Below are 14,536 nucleotides of genomic sequence, written 5' to 3'. Positions count from 1 at the left end.
CTTGTCGGTTGCAGCTTATGCGATGCGCGTTACTGCAGCATCGAATTGACCATTTCCACGTCTTTCACGTCGATCGAGCCTGCCGACTGCTTGAGCTGCAGCTGGTCGAGCACCAGCTGGTGGCGCGACTGCGAGTAGCTGCTCTCGGCCTGGGTCAGGGTCTGAATCGCATTGAGCACGTTCAGCATGGTCTGCGTACCCACGTCGAAGCCGGCGCGGGTGGCTTCCAGTGCCTTCTGGCCGGAGTCGACCGAGGCCTTGTTCGCCTCCACCTGGCTGATGCCGGCGGCGACCGAGCGATAGAAGTTCAGCGTGTCGCGGACTACCTGGCGACGCGTCGACTCCAGCGAGTCCTGGGCTTCGTCGCGCTGGTAGATCGACTGACGAACGCGGGACTGCGTGGCGCCGCCGGAGAAGATCGGAATATTCATCGAGATGCCGACCGTGGTGCCATAGGCGCCATTGCCGGGCACGTTGTAGTTGCCGTGCTCGAGCCAGGTGGTGTCCTTGCCGCGCGACACCGAGGCGTTGATCGTCGGCAAGTGGCCGGCGCGAGCCGCGTCGATGTCGTGCTCGGCCGCCTGCACGGTGTACTGGCTGGCATGGATGCTGGCGTTGGACTGCAATGCAGCCTGCACCCAGGCGTTCGGGTCTGCCGGGTTCGGCGGCGTCAGCGGCAGATCCTCGCGCAGCTTCTTGAGCTCGCCCACCGGCTTGCCGGTGATCTGGGTGAGCGCTTCCTTGGCGTCGTTGAGGGTGTTCTGCGCGGCCACAGTCTGGGCCTTGGCCAGTTCGTATTCCGACTTGGCCTGGTAGACGTCGGTGATGGCCGACAGGCCCACCTTGAAGCGCTGATCGGCCTGGTCGTAGGCCTGCTTGAAGGAGTCCTCGCTGGCCTTGGCGAATATCAGCGCATCCTGGCTGGTCAATACGCCGAAGTAGGCCGTGGTGACACGGACATACAGGTTCTGCGCCGCGGCGTCGTAGGTGGCGTCCTGAGAATGCGCGGCGGATCGCGCTGCCGCGAGGTTGGCCCATTGGCTGAGGTCGACAATCGTCTGGGTCAGCGTGGCCGAAAGATCACGCGTGCGCGAATGGCCGAAAGAGGAGCCGGTGACCGTGCCGTTGGCAAGGTTGTTGCCCGCCGACTGCTGTTGCAGCCCGTAACTGCCATTGAGCTGCGGCAGCATCAACGCACGCGCCTGATCAACGCCTTCACCGGTAGCAAGGCGCGTGGCTTCCGCCTGCGACAGCACCGGGTCATTGGCGCGGGCTTCTCGGTATGCATCCAGCAAGTCCTCGCTGTGGCCGGCCAGCGGCAATGCCGACAGGGCCAGGGCGAGGGTCAGAAGCTTCAAGCGCATGGGTTGCCTCATGTATGGGGAAATAGGTCAGAAAACGAAGCGACGCGGCGGCTCGGCGTGCTTCAAATAGGGCAGGTCGGTCTCAAACAGCGATTCTTCGCGGTAGCGACCATTGCCCTCGTGGGTGAGCAGCAGCACGTGCTGCACCGGCGACTCGCCGCGCACCACCAGCAGGCGGCCACCGGGCTTGAGCCAGCCCAGGAAGCGCTGCGGGATCTGGTACACCGCGCCGGTGACAACCAGTGCGTCGAACAATCCGTTCGGCTGCCAGCCATTCACCGCTTCGCCGGCTTCCAGCGTCACGTTGGCGATGCCTGCGCCAGCCAGGCGCTGGCCCGCTGCAGTGACGAAATCGGCATGGATGTCCAGGCTGGTGACGTGACCAGCGAGCTTGGCCATGCAGGCCGTCAGGAAACCCGAACCCGTGCCGATTTCCAGCACCTGGTCGCTCGGGGTGAGTTCCAGCGCCTGCAGCACCCGGCCCTCGACCACCGGCTTCATCATCACTTCGCCGTGACCCAGCGGCAGGCACAGGTCGGCAAAGGCCAGCTTGCGGTGCTCAGGGGCAACGAAGTCCTCGCGGCGCACGCTGCCCAGCACGTCGAGCACGCGGGCATCCAGCACCTCCCAGGGGCGCACCTGGTTTTCCACCATGTTCACTCGCGCCTGTTCGAAGTTCATCGCCATGTTGCTTAGGTCCTAATGCGAATCGGGAAAAAGGCTAAAAAGGATAAGCGCTTAGCCATCTTCCGACAATGTGCAAAGCCTGCGGGTTCGTACCAACGACACGAAGTGCCGGAAGTCATCGCGCTTGGTTGACGGAAGTCATGCGTGGCGCGGTGTCCGCGGACACTTCGCCATGCCAAGGTTACGCACTACGTCGATGCTTCCCCGTACGCGCGACCACCGTCTGACCAGGGAGTCGCGTGAGTGCATCTTGCATGGCCTGATGCAAGGATGCGTCAAGGCGCTGAACACGGGCCCGGGGCGAGAGGCTGCCGCGGCTCTGTGCCGCGACCTCCAGCCAGGCCAGCCAGCGGGCGATACGGCTGCGTTCGGTGGGGTCAAGCCCGGACAGCGCGGCGCGCGCCGCGAACGCGGCCCGGCGGGCCTCCGCCTGGCCTGGTTCAAGCCAGCAGGCAAGCGAACGCTGGGCGAGTCGATACGCCGGGCTGAGGGAAAGTTCTGCGATAGTGGTGGACATAAGGGAAGCCGTGTATCTTGGCCATGGAAAATAACTAAACCGCCGCGTATACTAAACGGGCGTTATCCATTTGTGAAGCCATTTGTGAAGGTATAGCCATGAGCACGATCCCGCAGACCAAGCCTCAGGGGCCCGGCCGTCCCAAGGACATGGAAAAGCGCGCGGCGATCCTTGAGGCCGCCAAGGGCCTGTTCATCCGCAACGCCTTTGCCGGAACCAGCATGGATGCGGTAGCGGCAGAGGCCGGCGTGTCCAAACTCACCGTCTACAGCCACTTCGGCGACAAGGACAACCTGTTTCGCGAGGTGATCCGCGCGCGCATCCAGGACCTGATCCCCGAAGACACCTACCACTACGACCCCGCCGAAGACATCCGCGTCGCGCTGGAGCGTATCGCCCTGCATCACGTCCGGCTCGACTGCGACGTGCAGAACGTGGGCACCTTCCGCGCCATCCTCAGCGACTGCCGCCAGGGCAACCCGCGCTACGGCAAGTTGCTCTGGGAAGAAGGCCCGGATCGCACCAATGGTCTGATGAAACGCCTGCTGCAACAGGCGGTTGACGACCGCAGGCTGGATATCGCCAACGTGGCCCGCGCCGCCGGCCAGTTCATCTCCCTGATCAAGGGCGAAATGCTGTTGCGCCGCATGTTCGGTTGCGAAGAATGCGCCCAGTCCTACGCCGCTGAGCTCGAACAGACCGCCCGCGATGGCGTGGACATGTTCCTGCGCGCCTATCTGCCGCGCTGATCCCGCCTGATTCAGGCCCGCCAAGGCCGCCGCACTCGCGGCCTCCCTCGCTTCGTGCTCAAATAGCGGCTTGAGGCGGGGGTGCCGGCAACAAGTCGGCTGAGAGAGTCCCTTCGAACCTGATGCGGCTAGTACCGCTGTAGGGAGCTTCGCCGCAATGCCGTAAGGACATTGCGTCCGGTGCCGTCCGCTTCTGTTGCTGAATGCGCGTTTGCATGCGCATCACTCCACACGATCCAGTGTGGACTCCCCAACAAAAGCACGTCCCCTCGGGGACAGCGCCAACGCCCGGACGGACCAAAGCCGATGAATGCCCTGCCCAATGACCTTGCGCGCGCCGCGCAGGAACTCTCCGAAGCCGTGACGCGTCCGATTCCGGGCTCGCGCAAGATCCACGTGCAGGGCAGCCGCCCGGACATCCAGGTACCGTTGCGCGAAATCTGCCAGGCGCAGACGCCGACCCTGTTCGGCGGCGAAGAGAATCCGCCGATCACCGTGTACGACACTTCGGGCCCGTACACCGACCCCGACTACAAGGTGGACCTGGTCACCGGTCTGCCGGCGCTGCGCGCGGGCTGGATTGCCGAGCGCGGCGACACCGAGCAGTTGATCGGCCTGAGCTCCGCCTTTGGCCGCCAGCGCGCTGTCGATCCCAAGCTCGATGCCTTCCGCTTCACCGCGACGCGTGCGCCGCATCGCGCCAAAGCCGGCGCCAACGTCACCCAGATGCACTACGCCCGCCAGGGCATCGTGACGCCGGAGATGGAATACATCGCCATCCGCGAGAACCAGCGCATCGAAGCGCTGCAGGGCAGCGCGCTGCGCACCCAGCACCCGGGCGAATCGTTCGGTGCGGCCTTGCCCAAGCTGATCACCCCGGAATTCGTGCGCGACGAAGTGGCGCGCGGCCGCGCCATCATCCCGGCCAACATCAATCACCCGGAAGCGGAACCGATGATCATCGGCCGCAACTTCCTCACCAAGATCAACGCGAACATTGGCAACTCTGCCGTTTCTTCGGGCATCGCCGAGGAAGTGGAAAAGCTGGTGTGGTCGATCCGCTGGGGCGGCGACACCGTGATGGACCTGTCCACCGGCAAGCACATCCACGAAACGCGCGAGTGGATCATCCGCAACTCGCCGGTGCCGATCGGCACGGTGCCGATCTACCAGGCGCTGGAGAAGGTTAACGGCGTGGCCGAGGACCTTACCTGGGACATCTTCCGCGATACGCTGATCGAACAGGCGGAGCAGGGTGTCGACTACTTCACCATCCACGCCGGCGTGCTGCTGCGCTTCGTGCCGCTGACCGCCAAGCGCGTTACCGGCATCGTCTCGCGCGGCGGTTCGATCATGGCCAAGTGGTGCCTGGCGCATCACAAGGAAAACTTCCTCTACACGCATTTCGAAGACATCTGCGAGATCATGAAGGCGTACGACGTGTCCTTCAGCCTCGGCGATGGTCTGCGTCCGGGCTGCATTGCCGACGCCAACGATGCCGCCCAGTTCGGCGAGCTCGATACGCTGGGTGAACTCACCCAGATCGCCTGGAAGCACGACGTGCAGGTGATGATCGAGGGCCCCGGCCACGTGCCCATGCAGCTCATCAAGGAAAACATGGAGCGCCAGCTGGAGAAGTGCCACGAAGCGCCGTTCTACACGCTGGGGCCACTGACCACCGATATCGCGCCGGGCTACGACCACATCACCAGCGCGATTGGCGCGGCGATGATTGGCTGGTTCGGCACCGCCATGCTCTGCTATGTGACGCCGAAGGAGCATCTGGGCCTGCCGAACAAGCAGGACGTGCGCGACGGCATCATCGCGTACAAGATCGCCGCCCACGCAGCCGATCTGGCCAAGGGTCATCCGGGTGCGCAGGTGCGCGACAACGCGCTGTCGAAGGCGCGCTTCGAGTTCCGTTGGGAAGACCAGTTCAATCTTGGCCTCGATCCGGAAAAGGCGAAGGAATTCCACGACGAAACCATGCCCAAGGATGCACACAAGAGCGCGCATTTCTGCTCCATGTGCGGCCCGAAGTTCTGCTCGATGAAGATCACCCAGGACGTGCGCGACTACGCCGCCGAACACGGCACCGGCGAAGAGTCGGCGCTGGAAGAGGGCATGGCGGAGAAGTCGGCGGAATTCCGCCAGCAGGGCTCCGAGGTTTATCACAAGGCTTGATGTTTCACCTCGTGCCGGCGGTCGCCACCGCCTGCACGAGGTAGAGCACCTTGTGGGAGCGCACCCTGTGCGCGACGGCAACGCTGCGATGTTCCGCTCCGTTGGTTTGTCGCGCACAGGGTGCGCTCCCACACAACGGCCTCACATCCGCACCGCTTTTTTCACCTGCGTTTCGCGCGTCGCCACCTACGGTGCTGGTTCGCCCAGTCAGCCCGATGGAGCCACGCCCATGGCAGCCAAGCCGTTCCTCTCCGATATCGAAACCATCCGCAAGCGCGCCCGCGAACATATCGACAATGGCGCCATCACTTCCGGTTATTCCGCCGATCGCGCGACCGTGGTCAAGATACTCAACGAAGCGCTGGCCACCGAAATCGTCTGCGTGCTCCGCTACAAGTATCACTACTACATGGCCAAAGGCATCCACGCCAAGAGCGTGGCCGCCGAGTTTCTCGAGCATGCGAATGAGGAACAGGGGCACGCCGACCTCATCGCCGAGCGCATCACCCAGCTCGATGGCGCACCCAACTTTTCGCCCGAAGGCCTGCTGTCACGCAGCCACGCCGATTACGTGGAAGGCGACGACCTGGTCGACATGATCAAGGAAGACCTGGTCGCCGAACGCATCGCCATCGACAGCTATCGCGAGATCATCACCTACCTCGGTGCAGCCGATCCGACGTCGCGCCGCATGATGGAAGGCATTCTTGCGATGGAAGAAGAGCACGCCGAGGATCTGGCGACCTTGCTCGACAATCTCGGCAAGAAGGGCGAGCCGGCCAAGCCGGCCAAGGCGCGACCCGAGAAGAAAGCCACCAAGCACTGAGCACAAGTCATCCCGCAGGCGGGTACGTGCGTTGGACAGACTTATTGCACCGGGAGACGCGCCATGGCGACCACGGACAACAACGCCCGCCAGGGACATGGGCTACTAAGGGCTGTATTGACCACGCTCGCACTGGGCGTGCTGCTTGCCAGCGTCGTGATGGCCTGGTGGGTCCGCCGGGCCGATAACAGCGCCAGCATGACGGGGCAGGCGACGGTTTCGGCCGACGCCGGCAGCACGCAAAGCTGAAGCACCATGAAAAACGCCGCCCGAAGGCGGCGTTTTTGGCTTCGATCAGGCCTTCTTGTCGGCCTGGTAACGCTTGATGCCTTCTTCGATTTCGGCCTTCGCCTCATCGGCGCCGACCCAGCCTTCGATCTTGACCCACTTGCCCTTCTCCAGATCCTTGTAGTGCTCGAAGAAGTGGCCGATGCGCTCCAGCCAGTGGCCGGAGACGGACTTGATGTCCTTGATGTGGGAGTAGCCGGCAAAGATCTTTTCCACCGGCACCACCACCAGCTTTTCGTCGCTGCCGGCTTCGTCGGTCATCTTCAGCATGCCCACCGGATGGCAGCGGATCACCGAGCCCGGCACCAGCGGCAGCGGCAGGATCACCAGCGCGTCCAGCGGATCGCCGTCGCCGCCCAGGGTGCCCGGCACATAGCCGTAGTTGCAGGGGTAACGCATCGGGGTCGACAGGATGCGGTCCACGAAAATCGCGCCGCTTTCCTTGTCCACCTCGTACTTGACGGGCTCGGCATCCTTGGGGATTTCGATGATGACGTTGATTTCGTCCGGAACCTTGCGGCCGGCGGGTACGAGGTGCAGACCCATGAGCGTGTCCTTGGCTAGTCAGATGCAAAGACTTGAAAGGATACGTCAAAAGCTGCGCCATCGCAGCCGCGGGGCGGCTTTGCGCCCGGTTCCAGTTCAGCGTGAGACGGGTGCCGAAGCGTGCTCAGGCCTGATATGGCCGTTCGCGTAACCACTTGGTGGCGATCCACTTTTCACCTTTGAGCACGGGCAGGCCGGCATGCAGCGAGGCCTCGTCGCCGGTGTCGTAAGCGAAATAGACGGCTGAACCGCGCATCGCCGTTACCGTGAGGCCGATGCGCGGAAAGGCCGTGCCGCCGCCTTCGTCCGGCGTATTGAGGTACATCACCACGCTGGCAATGCGCTGGCCGCCGCGTGCGGTGACGGCCGAATAGCCCGGTTGGTCAGGATTGAACCAGTCGAAATGTGGCTCGTATTCCTGGCCCGGCTGGTAGTGCAGGATTTGCAGACCCTCGCCGTGACTGACCGGAATCGCGAGCAGGTCGGCAATGCGCTGTTCGATGCGCTGGACCAAGGGTGTCTCGCCGATGGCGAAGAACATGCCCTGGCTGGTGCGGCGTTCATCGGTCTGGTGGCGTCCTTCGACATCCACGGTAAGCGAGCGCGCCAGCCGCGGTTTCGCTTCAGCGACCAGCTCGTCGCATTCCTCCAGCGTGAGCAGGTTCTCCAGTACGCGCACGACCGGCGCTTCGGTGCTCACCGCAATGCGCACCGGATGTCCGTTGACGGTCTCCACCGGCGCCTGCGGATGACGCGTGCGCAGGCCCACGACCTTGGCCTTGGAGGCAGCCATGACCGTAGCCAGCGGCAGGTTCAGTACGCGCGCGACGATCTGGCGGCTCTGCTCGCCGCCGTAGCCGGCGTCCTTGAGCATCTTCAGCAGGTCGCTGAGACTGACGCCGGAGCGGCTGGTGGAAACAATCCATTCGCGCAGTTCGGGACGTATCGTGTGATGGTTCATGCGTCTAAAAAAGCGGCGCCGGCTCGGGCCGGCGCCCTATGTTACGCAGGACGCGCGCTTACTTCACGTGATCCCACAGGTAGGTATAGCCGAGGGCGTTCATGAAGGCCGACTGCTTGTTGTCCGCCGCCGCGCCGTGGCCACCCTCGATGTTCTCGTAGAAGCTGGTGTTGTAGCCGAGCGATTCGAGTTTGGCGGCCATCTTGCGTGCATGCACCGGACCCACGCGGTCGTCGCGGGTGGAGGTGGTGAACAGCACGGGCGGATATTTCTGGCCGGCCTTCGCGTTGAAGTACGGCGAGAACGTCTTGATCCACTCCCATTCCTGCGGCTTGTCCGGATCGCCGTATTCGGCAATCCATGAGGCGCCGGCGGAGAGGTGCGTATAGCGCTGCATGTCGAGCAAGGCCACCTGGCTCACGATCGCGCCATAGAACTGCGGATACAGCGTGAGCATATTGCCCATCAGTAGGCCGCCATTGCTGCCGCCCATGGCGCCCAGGTGTGCGGGCGAGGTGATCTTGCGCTGGATAAGGTCTTCCGAGACCGCCGCGAAGTCCTCGTAGGCACGCAGGCGATTCGCCTTGAGCGCGGCCTTATGCCAGCGTGGGCCGTATTCGCCGCCGCCACGGATGTTGGCAATCACGTAGACGCCGCCCTTCTCAAGCCATGCGCGTCCCACGCTGCCGCTATAGGCCGGCTGCAGCGAAACTTCGAAGCCGCCGTAGCCGTACTGGAGGGTGGGGTTGGTCCCGTCGGCCTTGAGGTTCTTCGGCGCAATCTCGAAGTAGGGCACGCGGGTGCCGTCCTTCGATTCGGCGAAGTGCTGGCTCACGTCGTACTTCGAGGCATCGAAGAAACTCGGGCTGTGTTTGATCGCCTGCGCCTCGCCCTGGCCCAGGCTGCCGTAGTAGAGCGTGGTGGGCTGCAGGAAGCCGGTGACAGTCAGGAAGTAATCGTCGCTGGTGTCGTCATCGACACCGCCGGCGGCGATGGTCGACAAGGCCGGCGCGCCACCCAGCGGCTCGCGCTTCCATGCGCCGTCGCCCGGCGTGAGCACCTCGAGCTTGTTCACCACGTTGTCCATCACGTTGAGGATCAAGTGATGGCGCGTCCACGAATACGCATCCAGCGCCGTGCTATCGGACGGTTCGAACAGCACCGTGATATCGCGCTTGCCGGCCATGTAGTCGTCGAATTTCGCCGCGAGCAGCGAACCGGACTTGTAGGTTTTGCCGGCGACCGTCCAGTCGTTGCGTGGCTCGATCAGCAGCCATTCGCGGTGCACGTCGGTATTGGCATCGTTGGGCACGTCGATCTTGGTGAGCTTGCCGTCCTTGCCGCGCAGATAGGTCTCGCTCTCGTAGAAGGCGATCTGGCGAACCACGAAATCACGTACGAAGCCCGGCGTATTGTCGCGTCCGGCGGACACCGACATATCGTCGTCCCTGGCTTCGTATACCGTGGTCGCGCTCGACAGCGGCGTGCCCCGCTTCCACGCCTTCACAATGCGTGGATAACTCGACTTGGTCATCGAGCCCGGGCCGAAATCGGTGGCGACGTAGAGGTGATCGTTGTCCATCCAGGACACGCGGCTTTTCGCTTCGGGCAGCTCGAAGCCACCCTTCACGAATTGCTTGTCGGTGAGGTCGAACTCGCGCACGACATCCGCGTCGGCACCGCCACGCGACAGCGAGACCAGGCAGCGCTTGTAGTCGGGCTTGAAGCATTCGGCTCCATGCCAGACCCAGTTTTCCTTTTCGCTGGCGGCGAGCGCATCGAGATCGATCACCGTCTCCCACGCAGGCTTGTCCTTGCGGTATTCATCCAGCGTCGTGCGGCGCCAGACGCCCTTGGGGTGATCTTTGTCGCGCCAGAGGTTGTAGTAGCGGTCGCCGATCTTGCTGACCATCGGGATGCGCTCGTTGGAATCGAGCACTTCCAGCAGGCGCGCATCGAGTTGCTTGAACTCGGCGCTGTCGGCGTAGCTCTTCACGGTCTGGGAGTTCTGCTGGCGAACCCAGTCGAGCTGCTTGCTGCCGTCGATGGTTTCGAGCCAGAGGTTGGGGTCTTGGGCGGTGGGGGTGATGTGGTCGGCTGCGTGGGTCATGGTGCCTAGTGTGAGGCCCAGCGCTAGTGCCAGCCAGAGTGTGCTCTTGGAGGTCATGCGGTTTCCTTGGGTGGATGCAGCCGAGGGTTTGAGTTTGGTGGGACTGGGGGCTCGGGGCGCGTGACTAAAGTCAGGGGCAGGGCACCTCAGCGATTCATCTGTGCCGTCATCCCGGCCTGGGCGCGGAGGCGCTTCTCAACAGCCGAATGGCTGGTCATCCAATAACGACGCGCCGCATTTGTCGCGTTACCGCCAGGGTGCCGCCTACGCGGCGGGCGTTTCGATCGGCTGCCGCCGCTCGAGTCACTTTTCTCTTGCTGGCCCAAGAGAAAAGTAACCCAAAGAGAATGGCCTGATAACGCCCGCAGCATCGTGCTGGGATAAGCCCGAATGCTCGAGGGGCGTGGTTGTGGGACAACCTCCGAGGGTACACAGCGGGTACTTCAATGCGCTGCGCAACGCGCCCGAATCCCTGAGGACTGAAAGCCGGGGCTCGCTTCGCATTGCCTCGAGTTTCGCGGTGCACGCCACTTCTCCCTCTCCCCTCCGGGGAGAGGGCCGGGGTGAGGGGCGGGTGCTCGCGAAAAGCTATCCAATCCCCTGCTTTTTTGCTTCGAGCTAAGCCCACCCCTCTTTCGAGGAGTGGGCCAGCAACACCATCGAGAGCTACAGCAGCGGAATCAACAACAGCGCAACGATGTTGATGATCTTGATCAGCGGATTCACTGCCGGGCCCGCCGTGTCTTTGTACGGGTCGCCCACCGTGTCGCCAGTGACGGCGGCCTTGTGCGCCTCGGAGCCCTTGCCGCCGAAGTGATTGTCTTCGATGTACTTCTTCGCGTTGTCCCAGGCGCCGCCGCCGGTGGTCATGGAGATGGCGACGAACAAGCCGGTGACGATGGTGCCGATCAGCACGCCGCCGAGGGCCTGTGCGCCGGCTTCGGGGCCGCCCAGCCACTTGAAGCCGAACACCACCACTACCGGCACCAGCACGGGCAGCAGTGAGGGCACCAGCATTTCCTTGATGGCCGAGCGGGTGAGCAGGTCCACGGCGCGCGAATAATCCGGGCGGGTGGTGCCTTCCATGATGCCCTTGATCTCGCGGAACTGGCGGCGCACTTCCTCCACTACCGCACCGGCCGAACGGCCCACCGCTTCCATCGCCATCGCGGCGAACAGATACGGAATCAGGCCGCCGATCAGCAGGCCGATGATCACGTAGGGATTGGACAGGTCGAAGCGGAAATCGGTGAGGTTGAGGTGCTGGTTGAGGTTGTGCGTGTAGTCGGCAAACAGCACCAGCGCGGCGAGGCCAGCCGAACCGATGGCATAACCCTTGGTCACCGCCTTGGTGGTATTGCCCACGGCGTCGAGCGGATCGGTGACGCCGCGTACTTCGGGCGGTAGTTCGGCCATTTCGGCGATGCCGCCGGCGTTGTCCGTGATCGGACCGTACGCGTCCAGCGCCACGATCATGCCGGTCATGCTTAGCATGGCCGTCGCGGCGATGGCGATCCCATACAACCCGGCCAACTGATATGCGCCCCAGATCGCTGCACACACCGCCAGCACCGGCAGTGCGGTGGACTTCATCGACACGCCGATGCCGGCGATGATGTTGGTCGCATGGCCCGTGGTGGATGCCTGCGCAATGTGCTGCACGGGTTTGTATTCGGTCGCCGTGTAGTACTCGGTGATCACCACCATCGCGCCGGTCAGTACCAGGCCGATCAAGGTGCAGCCATAGAGGCGACCCACGCCGTAAGACGAGTCGGCCATCAGCTGGCTGGTGATGGGCCAGAACGCAATCGCAGCCAACACCGCCGACACTGCCACGCCCGCATAGAGCGCACTCATGATCTTGGTGCTGCGCGCCTTCACGAAGAACGTGCCGATCACCGAAGCCACGATGGACGCACCTCCGAGCACCAGCGGAAACAGCACGCCGTTGCTGCCGGTCTGTTCGGCCATCACGCCGCCGAGCAGCATGGTGGCGATCAAGGTCACCGCATAGGTCTCGAACAAGTCGGCGGCCATGCCGGCGCAATCGCCCACGTTGTCGCCCACGTTGTCGGCGATCACGGCCGGATTGCGCGGATCGTCCTCGGGAATGCCGGCTTCCACCTTGCCCACCAGGTCGGCACCCACATCCGCACCTTTGGTGAAGATGCCGCCACCCAGGCGCGCGAAGATGGAAATCAGCGACGAGCCGAATGCCAGGCCGATCAGTGCATGCAGCGCGTGCATGGTCTCGTAGCCCATGCGGCTCAACACCACGTAGTAGCCGGTGACGCCCAGCAGGGCCAGCCCGACCACCAGCATGCCGGTGATGGCGCCGCCGCGAAACGCGACATTCAACGCGGCGGCCAGGCCATGGCGCGCGGCTTCTGCGGTGCGCACGTTGGCGCGCACCGATACGTTCATGCCGATGTAACCGGTGGCGCCGGACAACAATGCGCCGATGGCAAAGCCAATCGCCGTGCCCCAATCCAAGGCCAATCCAATGATGATGAACAACACGATGCCAACGGCGCCGATGGTGGCGTACTGGCGATTGAGATATGCCTTCGCGCCTTCCTGGATCGCGGCGGCGATCTCTTGCATGCGTGCGTTGCCCGGCGACTGCGCCAAGATCCAGCGCACCGACAGTGCGCCATAAAGAATCGCCAGAACCGCACATGCCAGCACGATCCACAAGCCATACTGCTGCAGCATCGGAGCCTCCCCATGAGTGGTAAACCCAACGTCGGGGACGCCACCGGCTCCCCGACACGGCGGCCGCCCTTGCGGGCGGTCCAGGGGAGTATAGGCAATTGGGATGACGTTCCGTGTTGTGCGGCGCAGCGCTAGGAACGTTCTGATGTGAGTGTGCGCAACATGAATTTCCGACGTGGATGACGGATTGGGCCCACAGATCGACCTGTCTCAGGCCTTCATGTCCCATCAGTACCTGTCGGTAAGGTGCGTGAATGTGATGGGCGCACGCCGTGGAGCACTTGTCGGGACGCATCCGCAGGTTCCGGGCGTTGCGCATCGCCGAAAGATCCAGGGGGAGTCGGCATCCGCCAAGCCCGCTCCTGGTTGCTGTACGACCGATGCAAGCTGGCCCGGACGCTATGTTCCGGCGCCACGCCATCTTTCAGGTCCATCTCGTATTCACCTCCTGAGAGATCCACATGAACCAAGAACAGACCGCCACCGACAGCACCGAAACGACGGCCACCGAAGCCGCACAGACTCACGCCGTCTCCCCTGAGAGCAAGCGCAACGGCAAGCCGTCGTTCTGGCAGACCCGTTATGGGCTGCTACTGGCGCAAGAGTCCAAGGCCACCATGGCTCGTTCGCTGGCCGAATACGGCGAGTGGATCGAACAGGAGCTGGACACGCTCGGTGCCTTGCTCGACGAGGGGCACGTGGCGCTCGAGTACGGCGCTGAATACGGCGCGCAGACGTTGTGGTTGTCGCAACTGGTGGGCGCGAACGGTCAGGTGCATGTGGTTGAACCCCGCCGCTTCGAGCACATTGCGCTGTGCTCGACGCTGGCGCTCAACCAGGTTCGCAACGTTTATCCCTTGCATGCCGCCCTCGGCGACAGCCGCCATGCCACCGTGTTCTTTGCCGCCGCCGATGACCAGCCGGAGGAGACCTCCCGCCAGATCGCGCTGGACACCCTGCGCATGAGCCAGCTCAATCTGATCAAGGTCAATCGCCCGGGCGGCCTGCTGCCGATGCTTGCCGGCGCCGAGGCCACGTTGCGCAGTCATCGACCAAGCATCTATTTCCGCTTGTCCAATACCGACTTGGCCACGGAAGAGATCAACACGCTGAAGTCCATGGGCTACCGCTGCTGGTCGCACCTGCCTTACCTCTACAGCGCGCGCAATTTCGCGGGCAGTACCGCCAACATCTTCCCGGGCTGGGTCAGTCAGAACGTGATTGCGACCCACAAGGAGGTCGCCGCCGAGTTCGTCCACCTCAACGAGCTCTGAGCCAGGTGAGCGCCGCGCGGCCAGCGAAGGGACGATCGCGGGGACGCTCAAGCTGGCGCGTGGTGGAGGCATGCAGCGCGGCTTTGCTGGGGTGCACCGCCCTGGTGGCCTGTTCGCTGGTCAGCCATGTGAACGTGAAGACGCCCCAGCCTGTGCATGAGCTGCCGGAGCCTGCGCCACTGCCCGTCCTGCCGCCGTTCCTGGCCGACGGCGACGGAGTGGCGGAGGTTCTCCCATCGGCACGTGCGGCGGCTTCGCCGGGCGTGCCTGGCGCGCGTGCAGCCGCGGCGCGTCGCACAACGCGGTTTCATTTGT

General features: G+C 63.7%; 11 protein-coding genes and 1 riboswitch. Of the genes, 5 read left to right on the top strand and 6 right to left on the bottom strand.

The features are described from left to right. Positions 1-29: 29 nt before the first annotated feature. A complete protein-coding gene (locus AB4Y82_RS16220) occupies positions 30-1,364 on the bottom strand; it encodes a TolC family outer membrane protein (protein WP_441604792.1) in 1,335 nt (444 codons plus the stop codon). A 27-nt stretch (positions 1,365-1,391) separates the two neighbouring features. Further along, positions 1,392-2,051 (bottom strand): protein-L-isoaspartate O-methyltransferase family protein, encoded by a 660-nt coding sequence (locus AB4Y82_RS16215; protein WP_441604791.1) that lies wholly within the window; start codon positions 2,049-2,051, stop codon positions 1,392-1,394. 615 nt (positions 2,052-2,666) lie between these two features. Between AB4Y82_RS16215 and AB4Y82_RS16210 the strand changes: the two genes are divergently transcribed. The 4 genes from AB4Y82_RS16210 to AB4Y82_RS16195 all read left to right on the top strand — a co-directional run bounded on the left by AB4Y82_RS16210 (position 2,667) and on the right by AB4Y82_RS16195 (position 6,576). After that, entirely contained in the window at positions 2,667-3,317 is a 651-nt protein-coding gene (locus AB4Y82_RS16210; protein ID WP_441604789.1) for a TetR/AcrR family transcriptional regulator, read from the top strand. Between the two features lie 67 nt (positions 3,318-3,384). Next, positions 3,385-3,480: riboswitch (TPP riboswitch) on the top strand. Positions 3,481-3,623: 143 nt separating this feature from the next. Next, on the top strand, positions 3,624-5,501 hold the full coding sequence (thiC, locus tag AB4Y82_RS16205) for a phosphomethylpyrimidine synthase ThiC (protein WP_441604788.1): 1,878 nt from the start codon (positions 3,624-3,626) through the stop codon (positions 5,499-5,501). 229 nt (positions 5,502-5,730) lie between these two features. After that, on the top strand, positions 5,731-6,327 hold the full coding sequence (locus AB4Y82_RS16200) for a ferritin-like domain-containing protein (protein ID WP_441604787.1): 597 nt from the start codon (positions 5,731-5,733) through the stop codon (positions 6,325-6,327). Between the two features lie 63 nt (positions 6,328-6,390). Continuing rightward, positions 6,391-6,576 carry a hypothetical protein gene (locus AB4Y82_RS16195; protein ID WP_441604786.1) on the top strand — a complete coding sequence of 62 codons (186 nt, stop codon included), beginning with the start codon at positions 6,391-6,393 and terminating at the stop codon, positions 6,574-6,576. A gap of 45 nt (positions 6,577-6,621) precedes the next feature. Here the strand turns inward: AB4Y82_RS16195 and ppa are convergent, their stop codons facing one another. The 4 genes from ppa to AB4Y82_RS16175 all read right to left on the bottom strand — a co-directional run bounded on the left by ppa (position 6,622) and on the right by AB4Y82_RS16175 (position 12,947). Then, positions 6,622-7,161: an inorganic diphosphatase gene (ppa, locus tag AB4Y82_RS16190; RefSeq protein ID WP_441604785.1), complete on the bottom strand. Its 540-nt coding sequence runs from the start codon at positions 7,159-7,161 to the stop codon at positions 6,622-6,624. A gap of 124 nt (positions 7,162-7,285) precedes the next feature. Further along, complete coding sequence (locus tag AB4Y82_RS16185) at positions 7,286-8,122, bottom strand: 2OG-Fe(II) oxygenase (RefSeq protein ID WP_441604784.1); 837 nt, start codon at positions 8,120-8,122, stop codon at positions 7,286-7,288. A gap of 58 nt (positions 8,123-8,180) precedes the next feature. Beyond that, positions 8,181-10,289: a prolyl oligopeptidase family serine peptidase gene (locus AB4Y82_RS16180; RefSeq protein WP_441604783.1), complete on the bottom strand. Its 2,109-nt coding sequence runs from the start codon at positions 10,287-10,289 to the stop codon at positions 8,181-8,183. A gap of 609 nt (positions 10,290-10,898) precedes the next feature. Then, complete coding sequence (locus tag AB4Y82_RS16175) at positions 10,899-12,947, bottom strand: sodium-translocating pyrophosphatase (RefSeq protein ID WP_441604782.1); 2,049 nt, start codon at positions 12,945-12,947, stop codon at positions 10,899-10,901. A 461-nt stretch (positions 12,948-13,408) separates the two neighbouring features. Here AB4Y82_RS16175 and AB4Y82_RS16170 point away from each other — a divergent pair, with 461 nt between their 5' ends. After that, entirely contained in the window at positions 13,409-14,221 is an 813-nt protein-coding gene (locus tag AB4Y82_RS16170) for a hypothetical protein (RefSeq protein ID WP_441604781.1), read from the top strand. Positions 14,222-14,536: the final 315 nt, after the last annotated feature.

Origin of the sequence: Dyella sp. 2YAF14, assembly GCF_052114725.1 — a bacterium.
Lineage (GTDB): Bacteria > Pseudomonadota > Gammaproteobacteria > Xanthomonadales > Rhodanobacteraceae > Dyella.
This window is presented reverse-complemented; position numbering and strand designations above follow the sequence as displayed.

Excerpts from the sequence above, each read along its gene's own strand:
- AB4Y82_RS16220 (WP_441604792.1), bottom strand. The coding sequence starts at position 1,364 with ATGCGCTTGAAGCTTCTGACCCTCGCCCTGGCCCTGTCGGCATTGCCG.
- AB4Y82_RS16215 (WP_441604791.1), bottom strand. The coding sequence starts at position 2,051 with ATGGCGATGAACTTCGAACAGGCGCGAGTGAACATGGTGGAAAACCAG.
- AB4Y82_RS16210 (WP_441604789.1), top strand. The coding sequence starts at position 2,667 with ATGAGCACGATCCCGCAGACCAAGCCTCAGGGGCCCGGCCGTCCCAAG.
- thiC (WP_441604788.1), top strand. The coding sequence starts at position 3,624 with ATGAATGCCCTGCCCAATGACCTTGCGCGCGCCGCGCAGGAACTCTCC.
- AB4Y82_RS16200 (WP_441604787.1), top strand. The coding sequence starts at position 5,731 with ATGGCAGCCAAGCCGTTCCTCTCCGATATCGAAACCATCCGCAAGCGC.
- AB4Y82_RS16195 (WP_441604786.1), top strand. The coding sequence starts at position 6,391 with ATGGCGACCACGGACAACAACGCCCGCCAGGGACATGGGCTACTAAGG.
- ppa (WP_441604785.1), bottom strand. The coding sequence starts at position 7,161 with ATGGGTCTGCACCTCGTACCCGCCGGCCGCAAGGTTCCGGACGAAATC.
- AB4Y82_RS16185 (WP_441604784.1), bottom strand. The coding sequence starts at position 8,122 with ATGAACCATCACACGATACGTCCCGAACTGCGCGAATGGATTGTTTCC.
- AB4Y82_RS16180 (WP_441604783.1), bottom strand. The coding sequence starts at position 10,289 with ATGACCTCCAAGAGCACACTCTGGCTGGCACTAGCGCTGGGCCTCACA.
- AB4Y82_RS16175 (WP_441604782.1), bottom strand. The coding sequence starts at position 12,947 with ATGCTGCAGCAGTATGGCTTGTGGATCGTGCTGGCATGTGCGGTTCTG.
- AB4Y82_RS16170 (WP_441604781.1), top strand. The coding sequence starts at position 13,409 with ATGAACCAAGAACAGACCGCCACCGACAGCACCGAAACGACGGCCACC.